Annotated in this window: 12 protein-coding genes; 8 read left to right on the top strand and 4 right to left on the bottom strand. The window is 60.2% G+C overall.

What is annotated here, in order from left to right; all coding sequences use genetic code 11:
* Positions 1–570 (bottom strand): methylated-DNA--[protein]-cysteine S-methyltransferase, encoded by a 570-nt coding sequence (locus HB778_RS05935; protein ID WP_183462276.1) that lies wholly within the window; start codon positions 568–570, stop codon positions 1–3.
* Between the two features lie 181 nt (positions 571–751).
* On the opposite strand from HB778_RS05935, the gene HB778_RS05930 reads away from it, so the two are divergent.
* Both HB778_RS05930 and HB778_RS05925 read left to right on the top strand, forming a co-directional pair.
* Positions 752–1,714, top strand: a complete 963-nt coding sequence (locus tag HB778_RS05930) for a lytic transglycosylase domain-containing protein (RefSeq protein ID WP_183462274.1) — start codon at positions 752–754, stop codon at positions 1,712–1,714.
* A 4-nt stretch (positions 1,715–1,718) separates the two neighbouring features.
* On the top strand, positions 1,719–2,207 hold the full coding sequence (locus tag HB778_RS05925; RefSeq protein ID WP_183462272.1) for a GNAT family N-acetyltransferase: 489 nt from the start codon (positions 1,719–1,721) through the stop codon (positions 2,205–2,207).
* On the opposite strand, the gene HB778_RS05920 is transcribed toward HB778_RS05925, so the two are convergent.
* A complete protein-coding gene (locus tag HB778_RS05920) occupies positions 2,208–2,543 on the bottom strand; it encodes a hypothetical protein (protein ID WP_183462270.1) in 336 nt (111 codons plus the stop codon).
* A 179-nt stretch (positions 2,544–2,722) separates the two neighbouring features.
* On the opposite strand from HB778_RS05920, the gene HB778_RS05915 reads away from it, so the two are divergent.
* The 5 genes from HB778_RS05915 (at position 2,723) to HB778_RS05895 (ending at position 6,461) form a co-directional block, all read left to right on the top strand.
* On the top strand, positions 2,723–3,466 hold the full coding sequence (locus HB778_RS05915) for a DUF899 family protein (RefSeq protein ID WP_183462268.1): 744 nt from the start codon (positions 2,723–2,725) through the stop codon (positions 3,464–3,466).
* 393 nt (positions 3,467–3,859) lie between these two features.
* Positions 3,860–4,324: a cupin domain-containing protein gene (locus tag HB778_RS05910; protein WP_183462266.1), complete on the top strand. Its 465-nt coding sequence runs from the start codon at positions 3,860–3,862 to the stop codon at positions 4,322–4,324.
* A gap of 277 nt (positions 4,325–4,601) precedes the next feature.
* Entirely contained in the window at positions 4,602–4,994 is a 393-nt protein-coding gene (locus HB778_RS05905; protein ID WP_183462264.1) for a RidA family protein, read from the top strand.
* Positions 4,995–5,031: 37 nt separating this feature from the next.
* The gene (locus HB778_RS05900) at positions 5,032–5,424 is read left to right on the top strand and encodes a RidA family protein (RefSeq protein ID WP_183462262.1); all 393 of its coding nucleotides are present in this window, start codon (positions 5,032–5,034) and stop codon (positions 5,422–5,424) included.
* Between the two features lie 494 nt (positions 5,425–5,918).
* Positions 5,919–6,461 carry a phosphoribosyltransferase-like protein gene (locus tag HB778_RS05895; RefSeq protein WP_183462260.1) on the top strand — a complete coding sequence of 181 codons (543 nt, stop codon included), beginning with the start codon at positions 5,919–5,921 and terminating at the stop codon, positions 6,459–6,461.
* A 20-nt stretch (positions 6,462–6,481) separates the two neighbouring features.
* Here HB778_RS05895 and HB778_RS05890 read toward each other — a convergent pair whose 3' ends face one another.
* Positions 6,482–6,682 (bottom strand): hypothetical protein, encoded by a 201-nt coding sequence (locus HB778_RS05890; RefSeq protein WP_183462258.1) that lies wholly within the window; start codon positions 6,680–6,682, stop codon positions 6,482–6,484.
* Between the two features lie 649 nt (positions 6,683–7,331).
* On the opposite strand from HB778_RS05890, the gene HB778_RS05885 reads away from it, so the two are divergent.
* A complete protein-coding gene (locus HB778_RS05885; protein WP_183462256.1) occupies positions 7,332–8,060 on the top strand; it encodes a reverse transcriptase family protein in 729 nt (242 codons plus the stop codon).
* A gap of 96 nt (positions 8,061–8,156) precedes the next feature.
* Here the strand turns inward: HB778_RS05885 and carB are convergent, their stop codons facing one another.
* Positions 8,157–11,660 (bottom strand): carbamoyl-phosphate synthase large subunit, encoded by a 3,504-nt coding sequence (carB, locus tag HB778_RS05880; RefSeq protein ID WP_183462254.1) that lies wholly within the window; start codon positions 11,658–11,660, stop codon positions 8,157–8,159.
* Positions 11,661–11,847: the final 187 nt, after the last annotated feature.

The following is an 11,847-nucleotide window of genomic DNA, read 5'->3' as shown; positions in this document are numbered from 1 at the left end:
TCAGAAGCCGAAGGACACCTGCGCTGGCGGCGGGGGGCCGACGCGCACGCCTTCCATGGCCAGCATCTTCTCCTTGGTGACCGAACCGCCGGGTGCCGAGAAGCCGCCGATCTTGCCGCCGGCCGCCAGGATGCGGTGGCAGGGGATGACCAGCGGCACCGGATTGGCGCCTAGGGCCGCACCGGTTTCACGCGGCAGGCCGGCATGGCCGGCGCGCTTGGCGAGTTCGCCATAGGTGGTGGTCTCGCCATAGCTGAGTTTTCGCGCCGCGTCGTAGATGGCGAGGCGGAAATCGTCGATGCCGTCGAGATCGACCGGCACATCGGAGAAATCGACGTCCTCGCCGGCGGCGTAAGCCTTGATCGAGGCAATCAGCTCGACCACCCATGGCGGCTGCACTGTCGAGGCGGAAACGCCGGCATGACGCATCAGCCGCCGCTCCACCGATTCACGGCTGTGTTCTGGCAGGCAGAGCCGGATCAGGCCCTTTTCGCTCCAGGCGATGCCCATGAAACCGATCACTGTTTCTAACACTGCGTGGCCGGCTGTGATCGACGATGTCGTTTCCATGACGCGCTCCTTTCCGCAAAGTGGCGAAATCCGGCATTTCATCCGGTACATATCAGGAACAATATGGCAGTTCGGCCCGAGTCCCGCCACCCGAAAACGACCTGATGGCCCCGATTGCCGGTCATGAGTCGCTGGTGTAAGGGATTTCTTAACACCCCGATGAACCGGACCCGAACGCGGCTTGCCAGCAAAACAAACCCTTATCGCGATCGGCGTGATCGTGGCGGCGGCCGGTCTCAGCGGCTGCACCTCGACCTCGCAGATGAAGGCCGCGCCGTCCCTGACCGAAACCGCGACCGTTGCCGGCAGCGATGCCGGCTTTACGATTCCGCTGCCGGAGACGGTTTCGGTGCTGCCGCAGTCCTCGGGCATTGCCCCCGTCCAGACCGCCGAAATGACTCCCGGTGCTGCCACCGCGCCGCTCGACCCCACTGTCCAACCGGCCGTGGCGACCGCTGCCCAGCCGGCTGCCGCGACCGCCGCTTTTGCCGGCTCGACGCCGGCGGCCCCGACCATACCCGCTGTCATGACCGCCAATGCCTGGCAGGCGCCACCGCCGGCCAAGGCGGGTCAGCCCGTCAAGGCGGCGCAGACATACACCACCGCAGGGCTCATCGTACCGGCGGTCGCCGGTAGCGGCCAGAAACTGCCCGGCGTGCAGCAGGTGGCCTATGTCGTGCCGCAGAACCCGGCTGCCCTGGTGCAGTTTCCGTCCGCGCCGCTCAGCCCTGCCGCTCCGGAAGAGCACACAGGCATGCGCGGCGACGTCGACCGGCTGATCGTCAAATACGCCGCCCTCTACCAGGTGCCGGTCGATCTGGTGCGCCATGTCGTCAACCGCGAGAGCACCTTCAACCCCAAGGCCTACAACAATGGCCATTGGGGGCTGATGCAGATCAAGCACGCGACGGCGCGCGGCATGGGCTATGACGGACCGGCCAAGGGCCTGTTCGACGCCGAGACCAACCTCAAATACGCAGTCAAATATCTGCGCGGCGCCTGGCTGGTGGCCGGCGGCAACGCCAAGAAGGCCGACTGGCTCTACCAGACCGGCTATTATTTCGACGCCAAGCGCAAGGGCCTGCTCGAGGCGACCGGCCTCGGCACCGACCGCAAGCGGCACCGCCTGCAGCCCGACGCCTGAGGCGATGCCCGAACCGCGCCCGCCGGTCCTGAACGACATCCGGCTGCGCAAGATCCTCGACGAGACGCTCGTTGCACCGCATTGGCCGGACGGTTTTGCCATGCGCTGTTTCGAGCCCGGCGACGCGCCGCCGCTGCATGCGCTGCTCGGCGAGGTGTTCGACGATGGCACCGACGGCCCGTTCGATGAATGGTGGCCGCGCATATCAGACGACCCCGAATTCGACCCGGCGCTGTGTTTCCTCGTCATCGATGCCAAGGGCCGGTTGGCGGCAGCGGCGCTGTGCTGGACGTCGGCCTTCGTCAAGGATCTCGCCGTTCATCCCGAAGCGCGCGGCAAGGGCATCGGCGAAGCGCTGATGTGGCACGCCTTCGCCGCCTTTCGCGACCGCGGTGCGGCCCATGTCGACCTGAAGACGAACACCGTCGAGAACGCCGCCGCCGTGCGGCTTTACGAGCGGGTCGGCATGTTCGAGGTTGATTGGTACTCCTGACTAAATATCCGGCGCGTTGCCGATCTTCTTTTTGAGCTCCAGCGCCCAGGCGCGGCCCTCATCGCCACCCCACAAGAGCCAGGCGATGTGGCCGGCCGACGGGTTTGCCTCATTGCCGTAATTCTTGCCGCGCTTGTCGACCTCGTGGCGAGCAAAATAGCTGACCATGCGGCGGATGGTGGACGGTGCGAGCTTCTCTCGGTTCATCAGTTCCGTGGCGCGCGCCACACCGATCTCGGTGCCGCCGCGCCGAATTGCTTGCGCAGCCGCAAGCCCCTTGGCGGCGTTGTCGGCCACCACTTGCGGGCAGCGCAGGTCGACCTCGTCATCGTTCATTACTCTTCCCCGTACCCACCGGCTTTAACCCGGGGTGAGAATGCTGGGAAGCCGCGGAGGTTCCCGCAACAATCGCTGCGTGGCATCCGCAAGAATGTCGGGAACCGGTCGTCGCCAAACGTCCTTGGGTCGCAGAGCAACAGCGCCGGGACGCCGGCGACGACTTAAGGGAGCCGATCATGATCACCTTTCCCAACGAATCCGCCAGATACCGCACCGCCCGCGAAAAGCTCTTGAAGAAGGAAATCGAGCTGCGGCGCGCCATGGAAGCCGTGGCCGAGGCGCGGCGCGCTTTGCCGCCGGGCGGTCTGATCCGCCAGGACTATGTCTTCGATGCGCTCGATGCCGACGGCAGGCCGGCGAAGACAAAACTGTCGGAGCTGTTCGCGCCGGATAAGAATTCGCTCGTCCTCTACCAGATGATGTTTCCGCGCCATCCCCAGGAAACGCGCGATGTCGCGGCGAGCGGCGGCACGGCGAAGCTCGCCCGGCCGGACCAGCCATGTCCGTCCTGCACGGCGCTGCTCGACCAGTTCGACGGCGCCATCGGCCATCTCGAAGCCGCCGGCTTCAATTTTGCGGTGGTGGCCAAGACCGGCCTAGAAAACCTGGTCACGCTCGGTCGTGATCGTGGCTGGAAGAACATGCGGCTGCTGTCTTCGGCCGCCAACAGTTTCAAGCGCGACTACAATGCCGAGGATGTCGACGGCGCGCAGATGCCGCTGCTGTCGGTGTTCCATCGCGACGGTGATGGGATCAGGCATTTCTGGTCGTCGGAACTCGGCTTCGCGCCGACCGACCCCGGCCAGGACCCGCGCGCCATCGGCACCTGCGAGATCCTGTGGAACCTGATGGATTTCACGCCGGAGGGCCGGCCGGACTGGCATGAGCAGCTGCAGTATGGGGCGGGGTGTTGCCATTAGAGGGTGGTGCGGCAGTGCATTGGGGAAAGAATGCAAGCGGTTCAAACCCAGCGCTCTACGGCGCCCCCCTCTGTCCTGCCGGACGTTCGTCATTTGGAAAGCCAAGCAATTGGCTTTCCATCCGCTTCGCGGACCAATCCTCAACCCCCACGAGGGGGAGATTGGCCGTTATCGCGGGCTCCGCCAATCTTCATCGTTGCAAAGATGAGAGCCGGCGCCAAAGCTGCCAATCTCCCCACCTGTGGGGGAGATGTCCGGCAGGACAGAGGGGGGCGCCGTAGAGCGCGACGGCGGATATTTCCGCCAACCCCTTGGCAAACCCGCTGCCGCAAGGTTGCTCTGTGCCCACGCCTGCCGTGGTAGACTGCCACCATCCAAATCGAGGGAGAACCCATGCCCAAGATCAACCTGTCAACCGTGCCTGTCCGCAAGGGCTCCGGCTACCCCGCACCGTTCGACGCCCCTTGCGCCACCCGCACGCGCCGCCGCCTCGGCGATGCCGGCGGGCTCCGCGATTTCGGCGTCAATCTGATGACGCTGCCGCCCGGCGGCTGGTCGAGCCAGCGCCACTGGCACAGCCATGAGGACGAGCTCGTCTATGTACTGGAAGGCGAGCTGACGCTGGTCGAGGATGGCGGCGAGACGCTGCTCAAGGCCGGCGATTGCGCCACCTTCGCCAAGAACAGCGGCAACGGCCATCACATGATCAACCGCTCGTCGGTCATGGCGCGCTACCTGGAGGTCGGCTCGCGCAACCCTGACGATGTCATAACCTGCTCCGACATCGACATGATGAGCCCGAGTTCGGATGGGCGGTTTTTGCATAAGGACGGCATGCCGTATCCGGGGCAGGGGTGAAGCCAATCGCACAGGGCGGCGCCAGCCCTCTCCGTCCGCTTCGCGGCCACCTCTCCCCCACGTTGTGGGGGCGAGGAACCCAAGCCTTTTCGGTGCCGCGACCTCGGTGATTGGCGTTTCCTCGCCCCCATGAAATGGGGAGAGGTGGCCGCGAAGCGGACGGAGAGGGGGAGCGCCCTATGCGATTGTCTGCGGCGGTAGCCGCTGGACCATGCCTCCCCGCTGGCGTTCACCAGCCGGCAGGATAAGCTCCCCGCCAAACCCAGGGAGCATCACCATGAAAAAAGAAGTCATCGAAGTACCCGTCATGTCGGACAAGGTGCGCTCACTCGGCTTGCCCTGTTCGACAGCGGTGAAGGCCAACGGCTTCGTGTTCATCTCGGCGACGCCGCCGGTGGACATGGTGACCGGCGAGATGGTGCGCGGCGACATCGAAACGCAGACCGAGGCGTCGCTCAAGGCGCTGAAACACTGCCTGGAAGCGGCCGGCACCTCGCTGGACAATGTGGTGATGGTGCGCATCTACGCCGTCAACTCAGGCTTCTACAACGCCATCAACCGGGTCTATGCGAAGTATTTTTCGACCAACCCGCCGGCGCGCAGTTTCGTGCCGGTGGCGTCCTGGCCTATGGAGTTCGATATCGAGATCGAATGTGTGGCGGTGGCGTGATTTTTTCTTCTCTCGTCGTAACCTCAAGGAGATTGTCATGACCAAGGAAATCGTCGAAGTGCCGGTGCTGTCGGCGGCGGTGCGCGCGCTTGGCGTGCCGTTGTCGTTGGTGACCAAGGCCGCCGGGCTGGTCTTCGTCTCCGGCACACCACCGCTCGATCTTTTGACCGGCAGACTGGTCAAGGGCGACATCGAGGTGCAGACCGAGGCGTCGCTGAAGGCGCTGAAACATTGCCTGGAAGCGGCGGGCACCTCGCTCGACAATGTGGTGATGGTGCGCATCTACGCCGTCAATTCCGGCTTCTACAACGCGATTAACCGGGTCTATGCCAAGCATTTCCCCGAAAACGCGCCATCGCGGACGTTTGTGCCGGTGGCGTCTTGGCCGATGGAGTTTGATATCGAGATCGAGTGTGTGGCGGTGGCGTGAATGGTGGCTATCACCATCGGCGAAGAAGCGGGCTCAAGGGTGGACGTTTCAACTTAAGTATAGTGCTTTTCGCAATGCGTCGGACTAGTTCGCTTTCCAACCACCGCTATTGCCTGAAAGATACGGAAGTGGGTAGATTGTCGCATCGAATTGGGGGAGCTTAACTCTGGCTAAAGACATCGCAGATGCGCCTCGCGCGACTCAATTTATGGACCCTGGTGATTTTAAAGTACTCTTTGACGTCTGCAAAAAATGTAGATGGTTGGTGAGCGAATATGACGCGCTCGTCAGACTTTGGAATGATTGTAATGATGTTGAGTCTCGTGACTTGATTATAGATCTTATAAACAATTTTAAAGTAATAACATCCTTCGATATGGTGGATATAACGAAATCAATTTCTTCTCATGTCCAAGAGAAATGGTCTCTATCTGCAAAGAATACTATTTTTTTGCCGTGAGCGACGACTATGAAGTCGATGGATCTCAGGCCTTTTGCAGCAGCTAAAGAACGATTTTAGCTCGGTCGATGGCTGGTCTGAGAAAAATTTCAGAAACTCTTTGGTTGGTTACGGTGATGCATTTGGAAATGGAAAAAACTACGTACTGTTTGATGATTTCTTCGGAACTGGAAAGACTATTGAGCGCCAAGCAACGAAATTTGTCGAATACGTTAGAAATAGCCGATACAAAGATAATAGGGTATATCTTCTGGCTATTGCCGGTATGGCTGCCGCAAAATCTCGACTGGATGGCCTTGGCTTGGATTATCATTCAGAAATTTGGCTCAATCGTGGAATCTCGGACAGGTACGGGGGCACAGATGTGAGTTCAAAGCGAAAGATCATGAAATCTTTGGAAAAGAATCTCGCGGCATTGTACAAAGGTCAATTCATGCCATCTATGGGATACGGGTCATCTGAGGCCTTGTTTTCTGTGCACAATTACAATTGCCCAAATAATGTCTTTCCGATATTCTGGTGGCCAGTATATAAGGACTACAAACTGAGAAAGACTGTTTTTAAAAGGCTCAGGTAATGACCTATCCTACCTTCATACTAGAGATATTGCGAGAGATATATCGTAATCGCGGATGGGTTGACGGTTACCAATTTCATAAGAGGTATCGGCTGTCTCCGCTCCAGATGCTCGAATCTGTGGATTTCCTGCAGGCCAATGAGATTGCGGCGGTCGAGCATGATGAAGCGGGACTTAGAATTAGGCTTCTGCCGCAGGGCGTAGCTTGGATTGATGCTCATGCGCCTGAGCTCTTCATGAGGCCTAGAGCCGATAAGGAATGGAGATTCGTTCCGCAACGCCCAGCGCGTACCGAGGACTTGGATTTGTATGTTCCCAGAATGTCCAGCCTTGAGCTCGACTTCTTGACAAAGTTGGGAGAGACGGCAGACTGAGGTTTCTGAATCAGCGAGTTTGCACCGGCATTGAGGAACTAGCGCAACGAGGTGTATTCGCCTCGGCGACTTAGGCTAGAGTTAAGCCCATACGGTAATCGAAGAAGATTACCGTGAGGTTCTACGAACCTCAGACAACTAACATTGTTAATTGTCGATGAAGCAGTCGATTACTAATATGTATATTATGTGGTGACTTGGTGCCGGTGCAACCATACAGTGAGTTTTTAAGGCAAAGGACTTTCCGTTGGCCACTTAAGCTCGCAGCCAAACGGGGTCTCATAGCGTACGCGGAGCGTTTAGAGGCGCAGGGTCTCCCTGTAGTCTTAGATATTCACCACCTAGCTTGGCATTCTGGACTTGAGGCGAAGTTCATAGCGAGCGTAGCTATGGACAACCGTCGTTACTACAGTCTTAGAAGTATCCCAAAGCGGAGGGGCGGAGAGCGCTCTCTTTTTGTACCTCGGCCATTCCTTGCGGGTTGCAGCGATGGATTTTGGACGAAATTCTCTCCAAGCTCAGCGTGCACCATTCGGCTTTTGGGTTTGTTAAGGGGCGTAGCACCGTTGGGAACGCGAAATTACACGTTGCGTCGAAATGTATTTTAAAAATAGACATTAGAGATTTCTTTGGTTCTATCAAGTATGCGTCGGTTAACGATATATTTCTTGAGGCTGGATACTCGCCAAAGGTATCTTATTATTTAGCGAGGATATGCACATTCGATGATGTCCTTCCTCAAGGAGCCCCTACTAGTCCGGCGATCAGCAATATTGTGATGCTTAAGGCCGACGTACAGATTGCGGCATTTTGCAACCAAAATGGGCTTCTGTTTTCGAGGTACGCGGACGATATCTGCCTCTCTGGAGATCTAATACCTGAGAGTGCCTTTCCATTTCTTAGCGACTGCTTGTCGAATTTTGGCCTTGAAATCGCTGCGGAAAAGACCGTCCTTGCCTTTGAGGGGCAAAAGAAAATCATCACGGGTATTTCTATTTCCAGTGGAGAACTCAAACTGCCAAAAGAATCGCGTAGAAATTTGAGAAAGGCCATCCACTATATCGATAGATACGGAATTGAATCTCATAAAAATAACGCGGGGATATCCGACCCAATTTATAGGTACAGGCTCTTGGGTCAGATAGAATACTGGCTATCTATCGAACCTCACAACGAGACAGCGCGCCTTGGGAAAGAAATTCTTAAGCTGAAAATATTGAGGTAATTCGTAGTGTCAATTTTTCCTGGTGGCCTAGTCGTAAAATCGGATCTGCCGGCGAGAAGCCATAATCTTGATAACATCGCCTAAATCTGTTGAAGCCTACGCAAAATACTCCTGCAGCGGCCTGACCTCCAGGCTTCCCGCCTTCAGCGCCGCGATCGCTTCCGCCACCGCCGCCGCGCCCGACAGCGTCGTGTAATACGGCACCTTCTGCATCAGCGTCGCTCGCCGCAGTGACTTGGAGTCAGAAACCGCCTTCTGACCGTCCGTGGTGTTGAAAACGATCTGCACCTGACGGTTGCGGATGGCGTCTTCGATGTGGGGGCGGCCTTCGAGCACCTTGTTGATCTTTTCGGCGACGACGCCGTTTTCGGCGAGGAAGCGTTGCGTGCCTGACGTCGCCAGCACCTTGAAGCCGAGGCCGGCCAGGCGCTTGACCGCCGGCAAGATGCCTTTCTTGTCTTCGTCGCGCACGGAGACGAACAGCGTGCCGGAGCGTGGCAGGTCGACGCCGGCGCCCAGCTGGCTCTTGGCGAAGGCCAGCGCGAAGTCGCGGTCGAGGCCCATGACCTCGCCGGTCGAGCGCATTTCCGGGCCGAGCAATATGTCGACGCCGGGGAAGCGGGCGAAGGGGAAGACGGCTTCCTTGACCGCGATGTGGCCTGGATTGCGCGGGTCGGGCATCGCGCCGTAATGGGCGAAGGCGTCTTCCAGCGTCTCGCCGGCCATGATGCGGGCGGCGATTTTGGCGATCGGCCGGCCGATGGTCTTGGCGACGAAGGGCACGGTGCGGGAGGCGCGCGGGTTGACCTCTAGCACATAGACCGTGCCGTCCTTGATCGCGTACTGCACGTTCATCAGGCCGCCGACATTGAGCGCGCGGGCGAGCGCTGCCGTCTGGCGCTCCAACTCGTCGACCAGTTCGGAAGGCAGCGAGTGAACGGGGAGCGAGCAGGCGCTGTCGCCCGAATGGATGCCGGCCTCCTCGATATGCTCGAGAATGCCGGAGACGAAGGTCGCCTTGCCGTCGCAGAGGCAATCGACATCGACCTCGATGGCGCCCGAGAGATAGGTGTCGAACAAAAGCGGGTTCTTGCCCAGCAGCGTGTTGATCTGGCCGGTCTTGTCGTTGGGGTATTTCTGCTTGATGTCCTCCGGCACCAGGCCGGGCACGGTGTCGAGCAGGTAGGATTGCAGCATGCCCTCGTCATGGATGATCTGCATGGCGCGGCCGCCGAGCACATAGGACGGGCGCACCACCAAGGGGAAACCGAGCTCGCCGGCGACGAGGCGGGCCTGCTCGACCGAATAGGCGATGCCGTTCTTCGGCTGGCTGAGGTTGAGCTTGTGCAGGAGCTTCTGGAAGCGGTCGCGGTCTTCCGCGAGATCGATCATGTCGGGCGAGGTGCCGAGGATCGGGATGCCGGCCTTTTCCAGCGCGTCGGCCAGCTTCAGCGGCGTCTGGCCGCCGAACTGGACGATGACGCCGACCAGTTCGCCCGACGCCTGTTCGGCGCGCAGGATCTCCAGCACGTCTTCCGCTGTCAGCGGTTCGAAATAGAGCCGGTCCGAGGTGTCGTAGTCGGTCGAGACCGTCTCCGGGTTGCAGTTGATCATGATCGCTTCATAGCCGGCATCGCGCAGCGCGAAGGCGGCATGGCAGCAGCAATAGTCAAACTCGATGCCCTGGCCGATACGGTTCGGCCCGCCGCCGAGGATGACGACCTTTTTCCGCGACGAGACCTGCGCTTCGTTGGCCAGCGCGCCGGCGAAGGGCACTTCATAGGTCGAATACATATAGGCGGTCGGCGAGGCGAATTCGGCGGCGCAGGTGTCGATGCGCTTGTAGACGGGATGAACGTCGAGCTTGTCGCGGATCCTGGAAATCACTTCGGCGTCGGTCTTGGTCAGCGACGCCAGCCGGGCGTCCGAAAAACCCATGGCCTTCAGCATGCGCAGATTGACGGCATCCTGCGGAATGCCGTGCTCGCGGATGCGGGCTTCCATGGCAACGATGCCGGCGATCTGCTCGAGGAACCACGGGTCGATCTTGCACATGGAATGCACGTCTTCCAGCGAGGTGCCCATGCGGATCGCCTGCGCCACCATGCGCAGCCGGTCGGGCGTCGGCGTGCCGAGTGCGGCACGGATGGCGTTGCGGTCGTCGGCGTGGTTGGCAACCGCCGCCCCGTGGCCGAGGCCGGGGATCTCGATCTCGTCGAGGCCGGTGAGGCCGGTTTCGAGGCCACGCAAGGCCTTCTGCAAAGACTCCTGAAAAGTGCGACCGATGGCCATGACTTCGCCGACCGACTTCATGGCGGTGGTCAGCACCGGCTCGGCGCCGGGGAATTTCTCGAAGGCAAAGCGCGGGATCTTCGTCACCACGTAGTCAATCGACGGCTCGAAGGAGGCCGGCGTGGCGCCACCGGTGATGTCGTTCTCCAGCTCGTCCAGCGTGTAGCCGACGGCGAGTTTCGCGGCGATCTTGGCGATCGGGAAGCCGGTCGCCTTCGAAGCCAGAGCGGAGGAGCGCGAGACGCGCGGGTTCATCTCGATGACGACGAGGCGGCCATCGGCCGGGTTGACGGCGAACTGCACATTGGAGCCGCCGGTCTCGACGCCGATCTCGCGCAGCACCGCGATCGAGGCGTTGCGCATCATCTGGTATTCTTTGTCCGTGAGGGTCAGCGCCGGGGCGACGGTGATCGAGTCACCGGTGTGCACGCCCATCGGGTCGATGTTCTCGATCGAGCAGACGATGATGCAATTGTCCGCCTTGTCGCGGACGACCTCCATCTCATACTCCTTCCAGCCGAGCACGCTTTCCTCGATCAGCACTTCGGTGGTCGGCGAGGCGTCGAGGCCGGACTGGACGATGTCGTAGAATTCGGCCCGGTTGTAGGCGATGCCGCCGCCGGTGCCGCCCATGGTGAAGGAGGGGCGGATGATGGCGGGCAGGCCGACATGGTCGAGCGCTTGCGCGGCGATCGCCATGCCATGGCTGATGTAGCGCTGCTTGCGGTCGCCTTCGCCGAGATTCCAGCGGGTTTCCAGCGCATCGAGCTCGGCGTCGAGGTTTTCCGGCTTCTCGGCCTTGAGTGCGGCGCGCTCAGCCTCATGTGTCTTGCGGTCGGCATTCTTGACGTCGGTGGCGTTGGCCAGCATCGACTTCGGCGTTTCCAGGCCGATCTTCTTCATCGCCTCGCGGAACAGCGCCCGGTCCTCGGCCTTGTCGATTGCCGTGGCGTCGGCGCCGATCATCTCGACATTGTAACGCTCGAGCACGCCCATGCGGCGCAGCGACAGCGCGGTGTTGAGCGCGGTCTGGCCGCCCATGGTCGGCAGCAGCGCGTCGGGCCGCTCCTTGGCGATGATCTTGGCGACGACCTCGGGCGTGATCGGCTCGATATAGGTGGCGTCGGCCAGTTCCGGGTCGGTCATGATGGTGGCCGGGTTGGAATTGACCAGGATGACGCGGAAGCCTTCTTCCTTCAGCGCCTTGCAGGCCTGGGTGCCGGAATAGTCGAACTCACAGGCCTGACCGATGACGATGGGGCCGGCCCCGATGATCAGGATCGACTTGATGTCAGTGCGTCTTGGCATGTCATAGGTCCGTTCGGCGGGCGGCTTGCACAAAAAACCGGGACGGGAAGACCCGGCCGGTTGTGCTCGCGATTCTGGTATCAGGCTAGGTGGGCCTTATAGGGAAGAGTTTTGGCGGATGTAACCCCGAAAATGAGGGAGTAGGGCAGTAGGGCAGTAGGGCAGTAGGGCAGTAGGGCAGTAGGGG

Source organism: Mesorhizobium huakuii (genome assembly GCF_014189455.1).
Taxonomy (GTDB): Bacteria; Pseudomonadota; Alphaproteobacteria; order Rhizobiales; family Rhizobiaceae; genus Mesorhizobium; species Mesorhizobium huakuii_A.
Note: the sequence above shows the minus strand (reverse complement) of the source record. Positions and strands in the feature narration are given on the sequence as shown.

Bases quoted from the DNA above. Each gene is read 5' to 3' on its own strand.
- HB778_RS05935 (WP_183462276.1), bottom strand. From the start codon at position 570: ATGGAAACGACATCGTCGATCACAGCCGGCCACGCAGTGTTAGAAACA.
- HB778_RS05925 (WP_183462272.1), top strand. From the start codon at position 1,719: ATGCCCGAACCGCGCCCGCCGGTCCTGAACGACATCCGGCTGCGCAAG.
- HB778_RS05920 (WP_183462270.1), bottom strand. From the start codon at position 2,543: ATGAACGATGACGAGGTCGACCTGCGCTGCCCGCAAGTGGTGGCCGAC.
- HB778_RS05915 (WP_183462268.1), top strand. From the start codon at position 2,723: ATGATCACCTTTCCCAACGAATCCGCCAGATACCGCACCGCCCGCGAA.
- HB778_RS05910 (WP_183462266.1), top strand. From the start codon at position 3,860: ATGCCCAAGATCAACCTGTCAACCGTGCCTGTCCGCAAGGGCTCCGGC.
- HB778_RS05905 (WP_183462264.1), top strand. From the start codon at position 4,602: ATGAAAAAAGAAGTCATCGAAGTACCCGTCATGTCGGACAAGGTGCGC.
- HB778_RS05900 (WP_183462262.1), top strand. From the start codon at position 5,032: ATGACCAAGGAAATCGTCGAAGTGCCGGTGCTGTCGGCGGCGGTGCGC.
- HB778_RS05890 (WP_183462258.1), bottom strand. From the start codon at position 6,682: ATGAGCATCAATCCAAGCTACGCCCTGCGGCAGAAGCCTAATTCTAAG.
- carB (WP_183462254.1), bottom strand. From the start codon at position 11,660: ATGCCAAGACGCACTGACATCAAGTCGATCCTGATCATCGGGGCCGGC.